Below are 13258 nucleotides of genomic sequence, written 5' to 3' on the forward strand. Positions count from 1 at the left end.
TCATTTTCTTCCCTGCTGMTAGAAGTTTACATACCGAAATACTTCTTCCTTCACGCGGCGTCGCTGCATCARGGTTTCCCCCATTGTGCAATATTCCCCACTGCTGCCTCCCGTAGGAGTTTGGGCCGTGTCTCAGTCCCAATGTGGCCGTTCACCCTCTCAGGCCGGCTACTGATCGTCGCCTTGGTAAGCCGTTACCTTACCAACTAGCTAATCAGACGCGGGTCCATCTCATACCACCGGAGTTTTTCACACTGTGCCATGCAGCACTGTGCGCTTATGCGGTATTAGCAGACATTTCTGTCTGTTATCCCCCTGTATGAGGCAGGTCACCCACGCGTTACTCACCCGTCCGCCGCTCAGTCATTAAAACTTCTTTCCGAAGAAATCGGTTTTAATGCTTCGCTCGACTTGCATGTGTTAAGCACGCCGCCAGCGTTCATCCTGAGCCAGGATCAAACTCTCAAATAAAGTTTTGATCTTAGTTCAAAAATCAACTACTAGCTAATTTTATCCCTTTATTACTGTTTTAAGGTTGACACACGAATGTGTCGGTTCTTAATTTTGAAATCTCTTTTAATAGAATCTTTCAAGGTTGTTTCACTGTTCAATTATCAAGGTTCTGTCTAACTTTGTCTTATTTTGTTTCTGTAAGTCAGCTTTTAAATATTACCATATTTGCAAAAGCTTGTCAACAACTTTTTCAAAGTTTTTTGTAAGCTTTTTCGCTGACAACGGAGAAGGAGGGATTTGAACCCTCGCGCCGCTATTAACGACCTACTCCCTTTCCAGGGGAGCCCCTTCAGCCGCTTGGGTACTTCTCCTGGCTGAATCGACTATTGCATAAATTAATCAGAAAACAATTACATGTTTTCAGCGGAGAGGGTGGGATTCGAACCCACGCGCCCTTTCGGACAAACGGTTTTCAAGACCGCCTCGTTATGACCACTTCGATACCTCTCCAGTTGTTTGCACACCTCAGTGCAAGAAGTATTCTACCATTAAAGCTAAATTCTGTCAATAACTATTTCAAAATTTTTTGAAATTTTTTCATTTGTTTCAAAAACTTAGCATTTTAGGCACATTTTGACCTTCATACCCATCCTTTTTCTGGGTGTCCTGCCTATAAATCATGAAATTTTTTCAATTGTATTTATCAAATTATGATTCTCTGCAAAATACATTCGAAAGAATTATAACCCAATAATCAAAAAATATTCAGTTGTCTGTTGTGATTTTTTGTTTGGAGTCATTTCTCATTGCCTAATATAATATGATTACTTTTTCAAATTTACTCTTTACTGTCAGGCTCAATAAAAAAACGTTTATTGTTATATCCGCTTCTGTAAATTCATGATACATACGCATGAAAGTCTAAATTCCAGGTTAAACTTCTAAATTCTAAGGTCTTGCTTCTAAGCTCTAAACTCTAAATTCTAGTTTCTAAGCTCTAATTTCTAATTTATAGTTTCAAGCTCTAATTTCCAATTTCTAAATTATAGCTTCTAGTTTCTAGTTTCTAATTTATAGTTTCTAGTTTCTAATTTCTAATTTATAGTTTCTAGTTTCCAATTTCTAATTTCTAATTTCTAATTTCTAATTTCTAATTTCTAATTTCTAATTTCTAATTTCTAATTTCTAATTTCTAATTTCTAATTTCTAATTTCTAATTCAATTGTATTCTTTAAGCTCTATCATTTGCAAATATTTCTGCAATTTCCAGATCTTCCGGCGTAGTTATCTTAATATTCTTATAGGAACCTTCTACCAGTTTTATCTTTGCCTGTCCCATTTGCTCCACAACCATAGCATCATCTGTCACTTGAATCCCGGGATATTTCATGATTTTATCATATGCCTGGTATACCAGAGAATATTGGAATACCTGGGGTGTCTGTACCATCCATAGCTTCGATCGGTCAGGGGTGTGATCTGCAAAGCCATCCTGCCCGCTGATTTTGATGGTATCTTTTACCGGCATACCGACTACACATGCTTTATGTATGCGCACTGAATCACAGGCGCGCTGCAGCAGTTCCTGATCAATAAAAGGCCTTGCCCCGTCATGTATATATACGTAATCACAACATCCGATTGCTTTTAAACCTTCAAACACAGAATGATAGCGCTCTTTTCCGCCTGCTACGATTGACTTCACTTTTTTCAGATTATACTTTTCTATTATTTCATGCCTGCAATATTCTATTTCTTCTTTTCCTGTAACCAATACGATTTCATCTATGAACGGGCACTTTTCAAAGGCAATTAAAGAATAATAAACCACCGGTTTCCCTTTTATAAGTAGATATTGTTTTTGTACTTCACTGTTCATTCTTGTTCCACGTCCAGCACAAAGTACCACCGCTACATTTTTTTCCTGCCCCATTATCGTTCTCCTAATTTGAGATTTGGAACCGCATTCAGATCTAATCCATGTCTCGTACCCTGGATAAACTCATAATAAGCCGCTACACCTATCATAGCTGCATTATCGGTACAGAAAACAGGTGATGGGTGATAGAATTGAACGCCATTATTTCTGCATGCCTCTTCCATTGCTCTTCTAAGAGTTGTATTAGAAGCTACCCCTCCTGCAATAGCAAATTTGTCATATCCGTATTCTTTAACGGCCATCATGGCATGTTCTACCAGGACTTCTGTAACTGCTTTTTGAAATGACGCCGCAACATCCGCTTCTATGATGGTTTCATTTTTCATTTTACATCCGTTGATATAGTTTAGAACGGATGATTTTAAACCACTGAAACTAAAATCATATGGCGCATCAGCCACATGTGCTTTGGGGAATTTTATTGCATCCGGATTACCCTCTTTTGATAATTTATCTATTTTAGGTCCTCCCGGATAACCAAGCCCGATTGCTCTTGCTACCTTGTCAAATGCTTCACCGGCTGCATCGTCTCTTGTTCTGCCAATGATTTCATATTTTCCATAATCTTTGACAACCACCAGATGTGTATGCCCTCCTGAGACTACAAGACAGATAAACGGTGGTTCCAAATCCAGATTTTCTATATAATTTGCAGAAATATGACCTTCTATATGATGCACTCCCACCAGCGGCAGTTTTTTAGCATAGCTAATTGCTTTTGCTTCTGCCACACCCACTAAAAGAGCGCCAACAAGGCCCGGACCATACGTGACACCTATCGCATCCATATCATCCAGTGTCATTTCTGCCTCTTCCAAAGCTTCTTCGATAACCTGATTTATTTTTTCAATATGTTTCCTTGAAGCTATTTCCGGAACTACCCCTCCGTAGAGTTTGTGTAATTCTATCTGAGATGAAATAATATTGGATAATACTTCTCTTCCGTTTTTTACTACCGATGCAGCTGTTTCATCACAGGAGCTTTCTATCGCTAATATGAATACATCTTTTTTTTCCATTGTTATACCATTCAAATCACAGGCTTTCCTGCAATACTGCCACAAATAAAACAGGCTGAAAGAATCACAGCGTGGCTTCCTTTCGATTTCTCAATTTTCTTTCAGCCTCATCCGCATGAATATCGTAATCCCACTTACAATATTTCTAATTAAGCAGAATGAACAAGTTCACACCTGCCTGCGCAACTATTCTTCATCAAAGTCCAGCTCTACGGATTTGCAGTCTTTTCCGGGATAGGCATTTGGAAATATTTTTTGAACATCTCCCATGAACTCTTCCGGGTGGATCAGGGATGGGCTGTAATGTGTTAACCACAGTTCTTTCACCCCAGCTTCTTTTGCAAGGTTTGCTGCTTCAGTGAAAGTCATATGCTTGTGCTCCACTGCCTTTTGTTCTTTGCCCGGTTCTCCATACATTCCTTCACAGATGAATAAATCAGAGCCTGCCGCATTGTCCGAAATTGCTTTTACAGGTCTCGTATCTGTACAGTAGGTTAATTTTATCCCTTTTCTTGGTTCACCAAGTACCATGTCCGGTGTATATATTTTGCCATCTGCTTCAATGGTTTCTCCCTTTTGCAGGCGGCTCCAGTACGGCATTGGAATCTCCTTCTCTTTTGCCCTTGTAACGTCAAAACGGCCTGCCCTGTCTATTTCAATTGAATAGCCATAGCAGACAACATTATGATTTACCCGGAAAGCCCGGATTCGGTATCCATTCATTTCAAATGTTTCTTCCGGATTGGTAATTTCCAAAAAACGCAGTTCAAACGGCAGTTCCGGTGCAATTACGCGCAATGCATTTACGACTCTTTCCAGGCCTTTAGGCCCTATTAATGTTAAAGGCTCATTCCTTTCAGCATTTCCCATGGTCAGCAGCAATCCCGGCAGTCCGCTTATATGGTCTCCATGGAAATGGGTAAAGCAGATCACATCTATCGGTTTGAAACTCCACCCTTTTTCTTTAATTGCGATCTGGGTTCCTTCTCCGCAGTCAATTAAAATACTGCTGCCGTTATATCTTGCCATCAGGGCAGTCAGCCATCTGCGTGGAAGAGGCATCATCCCTCCGGTTCCTAATAAACATATATCTAACATCTGTATTTCCCTTCTTTTTCAAATCTATTTCAAATATAACCCATGAATAGTGCAAGCAGGCTTGTGCTATTCCCAAATCAGCAGTGTGAAAGCGATTTTCTTTTACACTTGGCTCTTTTATAAGTTTTCCTTTTTTCAAACAGCCAAATCATATTTTGAATATCTGATTGTATATTTTAACACAGATAGAAGCCGGGAACAAGATGTAACCCCTTGATAAAAACGTAACTTTACACAAATTCTTTCTGTTTTTTTACGGTAACGGGGATTTTGAACTGTTTTATAAGCTTGTTGTAACATTCTTCACATAGATCAAGCTCATGGATCTCGCCATCTTTTTCTGAAAAATATCCCCAGCATTTCTCTACCGATAGAATTCCTTCTTTCACAATCTCGTTTTCCAGGTGAAATTCTTTTCCGCACATATTGCAGTAGATTTTTTTTGCTTGTCTCATGTTTTTTTCCTCCCCTTTTCCTACGTTGCGAACCGTATATCATATTACAAATATTCCTGCATGAAATACAGTAATTACTTTATATAAGTCATTATAACGAAAAATATACATCAAAGATAGTGGTAATTGCTGTATGAATTTCCAAAAAAAGAGCAACCATCACTGCTTACTCATGATGACTGCATCTTCTATTGGCTTCTCGTAAAAATTTCTTCGAATTCCAGCTTTTGTAAATCCGGATTTTTCATACAAGTGAATTGCCGCACTGTTACTTTTTCGTACTTCCAACACAAAAAAGGAGATACCCCTTAGGGTGCCTTTTTTTAATAATTCATCCATAAGGCGGGAAGCTATTTTCTGTCCCCGCAAAGATTTTTTTACCGCAACATTTGTGATTTCCCCTTCATCCAGGACCTGCAGTAAACCACAATAACCTGCCAGTTCACCATCTGAAAACGCACATAAATATAACGTATTTTTCTGTGCCAGAGATGATGCAAAACCTGCCTTTGACCAGGGCATGGAGAACGTCTCCTGTTCTATTTTAGTAACTGCATCCAAATCTTCCGGCTGCATTGTGCGTATATCAATCATTTTCTTTTGCCGCTTCTTCCTGCTGGGCCCTTTCCCTTTCAGCCTGGGACAGCCGCAGGTAGTCCGGCTGATGTTCTTCTGCACTCTCCAGCATTCCTGCCTCAATGTAGGCCCTGGCAAGCGTACCTACTGCAGCGCCACGCTGTTTGTTCACATGTGCCGGTGCATATGAGTAGGGAACTGTTATCATTTCTGCAATTTTCTCTGCATAGACAGGCACTCCATCCCCTAAGAAGATCACTTCCCTGCCATATTTATTCAATTTTTCAACTATTTCCTGAACTGATACTGCCATCTGCTCTTCAACAACCTTGAATTCTTTACCCTCGAACTCATAGATTCCTGTATATACCTGGTTCCTTCTGGCATCCATCAACGGGCAGATTAATTTATCTGTGCCATAGAGATTAAATGCCAGTCCATCTACGGTAGGAATGGAAACTAATGGTTTATTAAGTGCCAGCCCTAATCCTTTTGCCGTAGCGGAACCGATTCTAAGCCCCGTAAAAGAGCCTGGACCTGCTGCAACTGCTATTGCATCAATGGTTTGAAGATCCAGATCGATCATCTTTCCTATTTCATCCAACATGGGAAGCAGGGTCTGTGAATGTGTTTTTTTATAGTTCACGGTATACTCTGCCAACATATTATCATCTTCAATAATAGCTACGGAGGCAACTAACCCGGAACTGTCTATCGCTAATATTTTCATTTTATACCTCCTTCATTACTGATTGTACTTTTTCTCTATTCTCCGATTGTTATACGGCGGTAGTCGAACCCTTTTTCCAGATCTTTTTCTATCGTAACCGGTATGATATCTTCCGGCAGGATTTCCTCAATAAGATTTGCCCATTCGATGAGACAGACGCCGTCTCCATAAAAACAGTCTTCATATCCGATCTCTTCCATCTCTTCAACGTCTCCTATCCGGTAGACATCAAAATGATAGAGGGGCATTCTCCCGCTTTCATAAATCTGTACAATGGTAAATGTCGGACTGCTGATCGGCTCTGTAATTTTCAGTCCTTCAGCCAGTCCCTTGGTAAATACGGTCTTTCCTACTCCAAGATCTCCGGTCAGCGTGTAAATCTGACCTTTCTCTGCTTTATCTCCAAGAGACTTTCCCACATCAAAAGTCTCCTTTTCGTTCCATGTTTCTATGATCATCTTATTTCAACCTGCTTTTTATCTTTATTTTTCCGGCATCTACATGTCCCTGAATTAACTCCAGTAATTCTTCGTACTGTTCTCCAATGGATTCCTTTGGAAATACAAACGAGTACCTCTTTCCTGTATATACAAGAAGGCTCAATTTTGTTTCCGTCACTTTGATCAGATCTTCCCACTTGAGTTCTGCACTTTGATCACCCTGTAATGTTTGAATTCCTTCCTCATTTAAAATATAGGTTATTGGTTTTTTGAATACCGGATTTAGTTTTACCTGTTTGACGGACCGCAGATAAAGTGTTATAGGCAGATAGAGTATAAACCAGACACCAAAAACCAGATACAGTATACTCTGCCAGGATTCCACCTTTCCAAACGTCACGGCAAACACAATTAGCGCCACTGCGCCGAATAACACACCCACTACTCCACTGAAACTTTTGTATGTGTGACTGAGCAGGAAATTATACATGATTTTCTGCGTCATTTTCACCTCAAATTTCACTTCCATATACGTCCGCCTCCTGCTTTTTGTATGAATCAGTTTATCATATTTATTTTAAAAAGGCAAACGGATCGTCCTCATCTTTCAGAAAATGCATCAGCATATATGCACACATAATCGCCACTCGTTCTTCTTTTAAAATTCTTCTTACTTCTTCTCTGTCTGCAATCACCACTTCAATGTCCTCGTTATCCTCTAATCCATCTTTACTTACTTTTCCGGTTGCATATCCGTAAACAGAAGCACAGCACTCATCGGTCATCCCGATTGTGGTGAAGTATGGTTTTTCATACATCTCGTCCACGTTTACCGGATGAAAATCAAGACCTGTCTCTTCTTTTAATTCCCGGGCTCCCGCAATTTTGTAATCCTCCCCGGGATCTACAAGTCCTGCCGGGAACTCATAAATATATCCATCTATTGCATAACGGTACTGGCGTACGAGAATCACTTTATCCTTCTGTTCTCCATAAAGGCTGTAAATAATTACTCCGTCCGGCTTAAGGTTGTGGGTACTTATCTTTAAATCCTCTATTTCTTTAGCTCTGGATGCCACAAAATAATCTACCGGATTATCTAAACGATTCCTGGCTTCCAGCTCATACATATTTAAATGCCTGCTGTCTGTTAATTTATCAATATGCCTGATCCTGCTCATGATTGTCCTCCATTACTTTTCTAAGCTCAAATCTTTTTCCACTATTATAGCAGAAAAAAACAGAGAATGAAATCTTTTCTCATAGAATTTCACTCTCTGCTGCTTTTATACGTTTCCGGGTAACGGATTAAAAAACACTCTAATTTTTCTTAAATATCGGACTAATATACCTGTATAATAAAAATGTAATTGCCGAAACAATAATTCCTTTTAATAAGTTGAATGGAACTACCATAAATAGTGCAAAAGTTGCAATATTATCAATAGCAGGATTCAAAGCACTGCCCATTCCTACCAGAGCATCCATCGGCATTCCGAACGCTTTTGCATATACCGGAAGAAGAATAAATACATTCATTAAACTTCCAATGGCTGTCATGGTGATAATGCCAAGGATCATCCCAATCAGGGCACCCTTTCTTGACCGTACTTTTTTATAGACAAGTCCTGCCGGAACAATCAATGCACACCCTATTAAAAAGTTTGCCAAATCCCCGACTCCGGCTGTGCTGCTGCCTTTCATTATAAAATGGAGTAAAATTTTCACCAGTTCGATCACTGCTCCTGCCAAAGGTCCCAAGGCGAATGCACCGATCAAAACCGGTACTTCACTTAAATCAATCTGATAAAAACTTGGAGCAAACCAAAGGGGTATTTCAAACATCATCAGAACGACGGATATCGCTCCCAGCATACCTATCTGTACCATTGTCTTTAAGTTTGTTCTTCCGGTGGTCCTTCCCACCACATTTGTGTTTGAGCTCATTGTTCATCTCTCCTTTTTCATTTAAATTTTAAAAGGAAAATTCCGGTAGAAAATAAAAAAGCCGAATACATTTGTATTCGGGGGTCTTCGCGCATTAATATTATGAATTATAAAACACGCATTTTTCTTCTCTCATCCAGACTTTACTGTCGGTATTGGAATCTCACCAATTCAGCCACTTTTACTGTGGGTCGCGGACTATACCGCCGGTAGGGAATTACACCCTGCCCCGAAGAATTTCCTTGTTTAGTTTTATTTATTATAACTCAATACAGGGCAATAATCAAGTGCTTTTTGGAGTGTTGATAAAAACAAGTGTGTTCAAATCATACGGATTGCTGTAGTCAATTTTTCGATTAATTTTTAATGAAATCATCTAAGCTAAATTTCTTCCTGTACTCTCCCGGAGTTATTCCGCAATTCTTTTTAAAAATCATCCCAAAATAAGCTCCATTTGAAAACCCTGTCTGCAGCGCAATATCAATAACAGACAAATCAGTGGTTTTTAAGAGCTTTTCAGCCATTTCAATTCGGTAATCCATCAGATAGGCAAATGGCGTTTTATGAATGCTGATTTGAAAACAACGAAGGCATTCTCTTTTACTGACTGAAGCAGATGAGGCTATGTCCTCTAAGGATATTTTATTCTGGTAATTTTGTTGTATGTAAGACATCATGGATTGTATCCTCTCCTGACTGTATTGTTTCGCAGGCAAGTCCATACGTTCCAGGTTTTGAATTTCATCCAGCAAAAGAATCCATATATCTGAGAAGAGATTTCTTGTCTGAAATTCTGAATTCTCTTTTTTTTGCAGGTAGGAAACTTTTCTTAGTTTTGCCAAAATGTCATGCTGCCTGGTATTTTCTCCCCGTATTGCTAAAATCTCCAGCTTTTTGTTCTGCAGGACGGGATATACATATTTTGTTTCAAAGACACTTTTAAAATGCCCGCTTAAAAAAACCGAATGAAATAAATGCGAATCTATAATCCCTGGCTGTCCATTGTTTACGTTCTCCATTGTACATAAGACATTTGCATTTATAAAAAAGGCTTCATTTTTTTGAAAATAATAGCTTTTACCGGTGGTATTCAGTTTTATACTACCATTTATCACATAAACAAACTCTAATTCTTCATGCCAATGCCATGGGACTTTTGTATCACCTAAATTTACGTGATGTAACACATACGGATATTCTGAGTTAATTCCTTCTATTGCCTCAAGTTGATTTTCTTTAATTTTTATTCGCATATCAATCACCATTCTTATATTAAATATCAATTATTGGCTATATTCTTATATATTTTGTCTTAATTTCTATATTTATAATACAAAATTACAAATATAATTATATTATAAAAGACTGTCAAAGTAAAGAGAAAGGGGTTGATGTTTTGTATTCTGAAACATATAAAAAGCTGAAAATATATGCAGCCAGCCACCCTGGTGCATTGGAGTCCGTCACCAAAAAAGACCTTGATACGATTCAGTTGGAGGAAAGCAATGTAAATCAGAATGATTATATTGATGGGACTGTTCTTTTTACTAACCCGAATAAAGCTCTGGGTTTTTGAAAAAATCATAAAATCAGGCAGATAAATAATTTGAGGCACAGGCTGCGAAAGATCTGACCTTTCCCAGCCTGCGCCTGCTTTTAATCTGCAAACTTTGCATCCGATTCTCCCTTGACTCTTACTGCCTTCTGTATCGGCAATCCAGTTCCATAATCCAGCTGACGAGGTTCGTATTCTTCGTTTTCACGCTGTCTGGTCATTTTTCTGCTGTCCCAGGTCTGGTACGTGGTATCCGGATTCCAGTGTCTGTTTTCCCAGTAATACCCTCTGAAAGGATCTCTGGTCTCATACATTTTATCCAGAATAGCTCTGTGAAGCCGCCTTTTGTCCATATCGAAATCCGGATTATTTATTTCGTTATTCATTTCCTGGGGATCAAGTTCTAAGTCGTAGAACTCATCCGTATCCATGAGATTAATCACAAGTTTGTAGCGTCCATCATAAGCAGCACGCACTGGCTGATAGCCTCCGAAGCCGTCATGGTCTACTTCATATCTGCCAAACTCCATGAAGATATAATCATTGACTCTCATGCCGTCATTTGATAATTCCGGCAAAATACTGCTTCCTTCAAACATCTTTGTTTTTGGAACACCCATGATATCAAAGATTGTGGGCGCCAGGTTAATGTGTGAGACAGGATTCTGGTTTTTTCCTTTTCCAAATCCCTTAATTAACAAGGGGATATGCGTTATTTCTTCGTACATAGCAGGTCCTTTTCCGGTGAGGGAATGGCTGTACATCATATCCCCATGATCGGACGTGTATATGATGATACTGTCTTGGGCATATTCCTTGACGGCATCCAGTACACGCCCGATTTCAAAATCTACAAATGTATTGCATCCCAGAAACTCTTTGGGACGGAGATGAAAATCGGCTTTTTCAGCTTTGCCGTATTCATCCCCCGCCCAGATTCTATGGTGGGCGGGTTTGTTCTCCAGGTTGTCATACATATTCTTTTTCTTTGGTATTTCGTAATCTTTATACAGGTCCGTATATTTTTGTGGACACAAATGCGGTCCGTGAGGTTCATCATAGGATACTACCAGGAAATAATCTTCTTCCTGATGATTTTTCAGGAAATCGACTGCCCTGTCTGTGCAGCGGTGCCCGTATGTAAATTCTTCTTTAATATTGTATTTTTCGATACTTTCAACCTGCCTGGAAATATATCGTTCCTCTTCTGTAAGTTCTTCTAAATAGCAGCGCATATCATACCAATACGCTTCATCCCATCCGTCCGGGCAGACACCAAGCCCGAAGTAATCGCCTCCATCCAAATGCCACTTTCCAATATATGCGCTGTGTATCCCCTGATCTGTCAGGCGTTTCCCAATATTCTGAACATTGTCCGATAATCCCATACAATTGGACCACCCTGCGCAGGAGTGAGGATAACTTCCGGTAAATATAGCTGACCGCGCCGGCTGGCACACCGGCTGGGTAGTATATGCTTTTTCAAAAAGCATTCCTTCGGCAGCCAGGCTGTCCAGGTTGGGCGTATGCATGGCAGAATTGCCATAGCATCCCAGCATATCTGTCCTTTGGGTATCTGTCATAATTAAGATTACTTTTTTATGTTTCATGATCCTCACTCCTTTGCTTTTTGGCACATTTATTGATATCTTTACTTTACCACAAAAACGGGTCCTTTGTTATATTTAAATAGCGTCTCAACTGTTCCTGAAAATATTCCAGCATCTCTTTTTCTATTTCATTTTCTGAAACAGGATGCATTTGAAAGGGGTCTTTTTCATTGTCATATAAAAACACTTCTTTGGAATCTCCCGGCATATATCCATTGTTGCGCACATAGGTGTAGCGTTTTGTCCGGATTCCCCTCCATCCATAGCATTTATGGTTGATTCCCGCTTTTTCGAAAGCATGCACCAGCTCAGGCATTCCCGGATAGGAACATAAAAATGCCTGTTCAGGTACCCCAGTTGTTTGACCGCAGATGTCCTTTGCATGATTATATCCCTGGCAGGTTTCCGGTACTTCTATATCCAGCAAGCCCAGCAGCGTAGGCATATGATCCGGGCTTGCAAATATTTCCCCGTACTCTCCTGCCGGAATATTTCCTTTTTGCCGCATCAGAAGCGGTATGCTGACGGCTTCTTCATACCAGATATTCTTGCTCATTCTTCCATGGGATCCCAGCATTTCCCCATGGTCAGCGGATAATACCAGCAAGGTATCTTCTTCCATGTTATTTTCTTTTAAAAATGCTAATATTCTTCCAAACTGATCATCAATTCCGGTAACTGCGGCATAATACTGTCTGGTGATATTTTCAAGCTCCCTTGTACGCTTTTCCAAAGGCACATTTTCCCGAAAGTTTATGGGCATATTCCGGTATTGCTTCAAATATTTCTCCGGTACCAGTTCATAGGGCAGATGCGGCGGATTATAGGATAAAAACAATGCGAAAGGCTGATCCTGGGCAGCGTGACTCTGCAAATAGGAAAGCGCCTGGTCTGTTTCGAATTCCGGTGACCATTTTCCAGGTCTTATCAACTGTCCGCTGTTATCCCAATAGTGTGGATCCAGATGATTGTCATCTGCCCCATAGGACAGCCAGAAGTCAAATCCCTGTCTGCGTTCCCCCGGAGGCGTATACGCATCCCAGTCTTTTGCCCCGGAATCCGGATGCAGCTTAAAATTCATTTCCGATGCATCCAAATGCCATTTTCCAATATATCCCGTCTGATAACCGGCTTCTTTTAATACATTTCCAATACATATTTCCTGGGGCTTTAGCATCAGTACTTCACTCAGTCCCGTTTTGCAATTCGTCCACATCCCGGTACAGAAGGGATATTTTCCCGTCATTAGAGATGCCCTGTGAGGCGAACATAAAGGAAAGGTGCTTACTGCATTGGAACATACCACACTTTCTTTAGCAAATGCATCGATATGCGGAGTGCACACAGCGTCTTCATTTTGAAAACCCGCTGCATGAGACCGCCACTGGTCTGCAAATATATAAATCAAATTCATAGTTATTCCTCCTGCATATCGC

Annotated in this window: 14 protein-coding genes, 2 tRNA genes, 1 rRNA gene and 1 riboswitch; of the genes, 1 reads left to right on the forward strand and 16 read right to left on the reverse strand. The window is 40.0% G+C overall.

Annotated elements, in window-relative coordinates:
- The 14 genes from QR40_RS28610 to QR40_RS28675 all read right to left on the reverse strand — a co-directional run.
- Positions 1–471 (reverse strand): 16S ribosomal RNA (locus QR40_RS28610); the annotation flags it as partial.
- A gap of 264 nt (positions 472–735) precedes the next feature.
- A tRNA-Ser gene (locus QR40_RS28615) sits at positions 736–824 on the reverse strand.
- Positions 825–877: 53 nt separating this feature from the next.
- Positions 878–963 (reverse strand) — tRNA-Ser (locus tag QR40_RS28620).
- Positions 964–1684: 721 nt separating this feature from the next.
- Positions 1685–2386, reverse strand: coding sequence for a 2-C-methyl-D-erythritol 4-phosphate cytidylyltransferase (gene ispD / locus QR40_RS28625; RefSeq protein WP_044297846.1), 702 nt, complete (start codon positions 2384–2386; stop codon positions 1685–1687).
- Positions 2386–3411, reverse strand: coding sequence for a tRNA (adenosine(37)-N6)-threonylcarbamoyltransferase complex transferase subunit TsaD (gene tsaD / locus QR40_RS28630; RefSeq protein WP_044297865.1), 1026 nt, complete (start codon positions 3409–3411; stop codon positions 2386–2388). Before tsaD ends, ispD begins: the two co-directional genes overlap by 1 nt.
- Positions 3412–3597: 186 nt before the next feature.
- Positions 3598–4509, reverse strand: a complete 912-nt coding sequence (locus QR40_RS28635) for a ribonuclease Z (protein ID WP_027296474.1) — start codon at positions 4507–4509, stop codon at positions 3598–3600.
- Between the two features lie 230 nt (positions 4510–4739).
- Complete coding sequence (locus QR40_RS28640; RefSeq protein ID WP_027296473.1) at positions 4740–4964, reverse strand: hypothetical protein; 225 nt, start codon at positions 4962–4964, stop codon at positions 4740–4742.
- A gap of 159 nt (positions 4965–5123) precedes the next feature.
- Positions 5124–5558 carry a ribosomal protein S18-alanine N-acetyltransferase gene (rimI, locus tag QR40_RS28645; RefSeq protein ID WP_052378020.1) on the reverse strand — a complete coding sequence of 145 codons (435 nt, stop codon included), beginning with the start codon at positions 5556–5558 and terminating at the stop codon, positions 5124–5126.
- On the reverse strand, positions 5551–6270 hold the full coding sequence (gene tsaB, locus QR40_RS28650) for a tRNA (adenosine(37)-N6)-threonylcarbamoyltransferase complex dimerization subunit type 1 TsaB (RefSeq protein ID WP_027296471.1): 720 nt from the start codon (positions 6268–6270) through the stop codon (positions 5551–5553). The genes rimI and tsaB overlap by 8 nt, the downstream gene beginning before the upstream one ends.
- Before the next feature lie 35 nt (positions 6271–6305).
- Positions 6306–6728 (reverse strand): tRNA (adenosine(37)-N6)-threonylcarbamoyltransferase complex ATPase subunit type 1 TsaE, encoded by a 423-nt coding sequence (gene tsaE, locus QR40_RS28655; protein WP_027296469.1) that lies wholly within the window; start codon positions 6726–6728, stop codon positions 6306–6308.
- A gap of 1 nt (position 6729) precedes the next feature.
- Complete coding sequence (locus tag QR40_RS28660) at positions 6730–7239, reverse strand: YcxB family protein (protein ID WP_027296468.1); 510 nt, start codon at positions 7237–7239, stop codon at positions 6730–6732.
- Between the two features lie 43 nt (positions 7240–7282).
- Positions 7283–7891, reverse strand: coding sequence for an NUDIX hydrolase (locus QR40_RS28665; RefSeq protein ID WP_027296467.1), 609 nt, complete (start codon positions 7889–7891; stop codon positions 7283–7285).
- Between the two features lie 139 nt (positions 7892–8030).
- The gene (locus QR40_RS28670; RefSeq protein ID WP_027296466.1) at positions 8031–8657 is read right to left on the reverse strand and encodes an ECF transporter S component; all 627 of its coding nucleotides are present in this window, start codon (positions 8655–8657) and stop codon (positions 8031–8033) included.
- A 120-nt stretch (positions 8658–8777) separates the two neighbouring features.
- A riboswitch (FMN riboswitch) is annotated at positions 8778–8898 on the reverse strand.
- 115 nt (positions 8899–9013) lie between these two features.
- Complete coding sequence (locus QR40_RS28675; protein WP_027296434.1) at positions 9014–9910, reverse strand: AraC family transcriptional regulator; 897 nt, start codon at positions 9908–9910, stop codon at positions 9014–9016.
- A 143-nt stretch (positions 9911–10053) separates the two neighbouring features.
- Between QR40_RS28675 and QR40_RS28680 the strand changes: the two genes are divergently transcribed.
- Positions 10054–10233 carry a hypothetical protein gene (locus tag QR40_RS28680; RefSeq protein WP_027296433.1) on the forward strand — a complete coding sequence of 60 codons (180 nt, stop codon included), beginning with the start codon at positions 10054–10056 and terminating at the stop codon, positions 10231–10233.
- 80 nt (positions 10234–10313) lie between these two features.
- Here QR40_RS28680 and QR40_RS28685 read toward each other — a convergent pair whose 3' ends face one another.
- Together QR40_RS28685 and QR40_RS28690 are read right to left on the reverse strand one after the other, a co-directional pair.
- Complete coding sequence (locus QR40_RS28685; RefSeq protein WP_044297847.1) at positions 10314–11822, reverse strand: sulfatase-like hydrolase/transferase; 1509 nt, start codon at positions 11820–11822, stop codon at positions 10314–10316.
- A 46-nt stretch (positions 11823–11868) separates the two neighbouring features.
- Positions 11869–13236 (reverse strand): sulfatase family protein, encoded by a 1368-nt coding sequence (locus QR40_RS28690; RefSeq protein ID WP_044297848.1) that lies wholly within the window; start codon positions 13234–13236, stop codon positions 11869–11871.
- Positions 13237–13258: the final 22 nt, after the last annotated feature.

Source organism: Robinsoniella peoriensis (assembly GCF_000797495.1).
GTDB lineage: Bacteria > Bacillota > Clostridia > Lachnospirales > Lachnospiraceae > Robinsoniella > Robinsoniella peoriensis.